Here is a 1,586-nt window from a genome sequence, read left to right as displayed (position 1 = left end):
GATTACAGTGCCGTTGTGGGTACGACTGCGATTGTTGCAGTAGTGTTTATCCCTAGATCTACCGCAGTTACATTCGCCTCTGGCTTCCGCTTTTCTGGCTTGCAGTTGAACGGAACAGATAGATGACAATACCTTTGATTGAAAATCAAAGAAGGGGACATCATCTTATTGCTGGCAACTTGATGGCGCTTTCTTAGCCCAGTTATCTCAACCCTAGTCCAAACCCAGTCAGACCCGTCAAAAACTTTGATTTCGACTTGTTCGCGTAGCGGAGGCCGTAGGCCACGCTTCGCGAACGGCTTTGCGGAATCAAAACCGTGTAGTTTATAACATTGGCCTTTGTACAGGGCAGGGTAGCAGCCAGTATCAGCATTTAGCTTTGGTGGTTTAGTATCTCGCCTTTTTCGCGTCCCAGACTGCCATTCACTATAACGAGTCACATAACTGCTGACTTGCCCGGCAGCAAAGGAAATCGCAGCACGGCGATAATAACTAGGAAATTTGTAAAAAGCTTTGTTGAATTGAGAATACTTTACCTGCGGGCGTTTAGCTGTTTGGTGCATTAAACGCTCAACAGCAGGAGTTAGTTGATCTGCTGTCAAACCACCTAGCTCAGACCAGTGAGTGAAAATAATTCCGACTAAATATCGACAAGCCTGGCGATAGACCTTAATCGTCTCCCCGAACAGTATCTTTTGATCACAGGTCGGATTAAGTCGCCATTTGTCAGTTCGTATAACTTTGGTCGGCGTTTTCAACGGCAGGTACAAGATTGTTATTGCTTAGAGTCCCTAAGTCAACCCAGTGAGTACAAACCACCGTTACCAAGAAACGACACAAACGACGATATTCCTGCACAGTGTTGAGCAGATACTGCTTCTGTTCACTGGTCGGGGCAATCCGCCATTTGTCGGTTCTGATGGTTTTGGGTGCTGTTTTCTGAGGCATCCTATTGATAGTGTAGCTTATAGAGTAATAAAATGGCAAGAAGCTTAAGAGCCTTTGCTCATAGTTTTTGTAGTATTCAGATTCATATGGTGTTTGTAACAAAGTATCGACACCCTGTACTGACTGAACAGATAGAATCTGATCTCATTGAGCTGTGTCGAAGCATCTGCGCCAAAAATCGTTCCTATCTCATAGAGGCTAAAGCAGATCTGGAAATGAAAGACCATTTACACCTGCTGATCGACCTTGCCCCTGATGTGGCAGTATCGAAGATTGCCAACACCATGAAAACCGTCACCAGTCGAGAAATTAGAAAACGGTATGGGGCAGAACTAAAACCTTATTATTGGAAACCTGTTTTCTGGAAACGTGGCTATTGTGCTGTTTCAGGTGGTGGTGCTTCGTTGGAGGTGATCAAATCCTATATTCAGTCTCAGGGGAAGGACGACTAGATCCGGTGCTCGGCTAACCCCCACCTGTTCCGAGGTGGGGGAGTGCGCCTCCCATGAGGTTCAAAAACATCGATTGCGCTACGCGCACGCTGCGCGAACAGTAGCGTTGCCACAGGCCAATGGCTGATAGCTGATAGCTGATAGCTGAATGCTTACCAGATGAGTGACAGCTCCCACACTGACTCT

Annotated in this window: 2 protein-coding genes and 1 pseudogene; 1 reads left to right on the top strand and 2 read right to left on the bottom strand. The window is 46.5% G+C overall.

Features of this window, described 5'->3' with window-relative positions; genetic code table 11:
- Positions 1 to 20: 20 nt before the first annotated feature.
- Positions 21 to 758, bottom strand: a pseudogene (locus F6K37_RS41600) (IS200/IS605 family accessory protein TnpB-related protein); the annotation flags it as partial.
- The gene (locus tag F6K37_RS41595; protein WP_287257112.1) at positions 727 to 948 is read right to left on the bottom strand and encodes a hypothetical protein; all 222 of its coding nucleotides are present in this window, start codon (positions 946 to 948) and stop codon (positions 727 to 729) included. The gene F6K37_RS41595 and the pseudogene F6K37_RS41600, both read right to left, overlap by 32 nt.
- A gap of 32 nt (positions 949 to 980) precedes the next feature.
- On the opposite strand from F6K37_RS41595, the gene tnpA reads away from it, so the two are divergent.
- On the top strand, positions 981 to 1,400 hold the full coding sequence (gene tnpA, locus F6K37_RS41590; RefSeq protein WP_287257111.1) for an IS200/IS605 family transposase: 420 nt from the start codon (positions 981 to 983) through the stop codon (positions 1,398 to 1,400).
- The last annotated feature ends 186 nt before the right edge of the window (positions 1,401 to 1,586 follow it).

Origin of the sequence: Moorena sp. SIO4E2, assembly GCF_010671945.1 — a bacterium.
Taxonomy (GTDB): Bacteria; Cyanobacteriota; Cyanobacteriia; order Cyanobacteriales; family Coleofasciculaceae; genus Moorena; species Moorena producens.
This window is presented reverse-complemented; position numbering and strand designations above follow the sequence as displayed.

What these genes read in the sequence shown, in the direction of transcription:
- tnpA (WP_287257111.1), top strand. Translation starts at nt 981, where the DNA reads ATGGCAAGAAGCTTAAGAGCCTTTGCTCATAGTTTTTGTAGTATTCAG.
- F6K37_RS41595 (WP_287257112.1), bottom strand. Translation starts at nt 948, where the DNA reads ATGCCTCAGAAAACAGCACCCAAAACCATCAGAACCGACAAATGGCGG.